This window comes from Paenibacillus puldeungensis (assembly GCF_042678945.1).
GTDB lineage: Bacteria > Bacillota > Bacilli > Paenibacillales > Paenibacillaceae > Fontibacillus > Fontibacillus puldeungensis.
This window is the reverse complement of the sequence record NZ_JBHTLM010000051.1, coordinates 1-616: the sequence shown is the minus strand read 5'-3', so window position 1 is coordinate 616 and position 616 is coordinate 1. Positions and strand designations below refer to the sequence as shown.

The following is a 616-nucleotide window of genomic DNA, read 5'->3' as shown; positions in this document are numbered from 1 at the left end:
AGGAGCCAGCCGCCGAAGGTGGGGTAGATGATTGGGGTGAAGTCGTAACAAGGTAGCCGTATCGGAAGGTGCGGCTGGATCACCTCCTTTCTATGGAGAATCGTCTTCTGCAACGAAGACATTCAAAAGTACGGCTGGCGTAAGCCACCGTATATAGAACTTTGCGTAGCAAAGTTACCATTGACGTGTTTACCATTTGTTCAGTTTTGATGGAATTTGCGGGGCCATAGCTCAGCTGGGAGAGCGCCTGCCTTGCAAGCAGGAGGTCAGGAGTTCGATCCTCCTTGGCTCCACCATATAATTTCATCTTTTTGTATCCTTGATCCTTGAAAACTGGATAAACGAAACGAATTTGCGTTTTAGAACAATCCTTTTAGCTGAACTTGTGTCATGAAAATGACCAAGGAAGTAATAAAGTGGCTAGCGAAGGTTTTGTGGCTGGGGATCATTTGAGAGCACGTGAGCAAGCTTGCTGAGGCAAGCGATGCAAAACGGCGAACAAGAGAGCACCAGACGCAATACCAGAGCATTATGGTTAAGCTACTAAGAGCACACGGAGGATGCCTAGGCGCTAGGAGCCGAAGAAGGACGTGGCGAACAACGAAACCGCCTCGGG

Annotated in this window: 1 tRNA gene and 1 rRNA gene; both read left to right on the top strand. The window is 48.9% G+C overall.

The window, feature by feature from the left end:
• Positions 1 to 90 (top strand): 16S ribosomal RNA (locus ACFQ3W_RS26030); the annotation flags it as partial.
• Positions 91 to 220: 130 nt separating this feature from the next.
• Positions 221 to 296: transfer RNA gene (locus ACFQ3W_RS26025), tRNA-Ala, on the top strand.
• Positions 297 to 616: the final 320 nt, after the last annotated feature.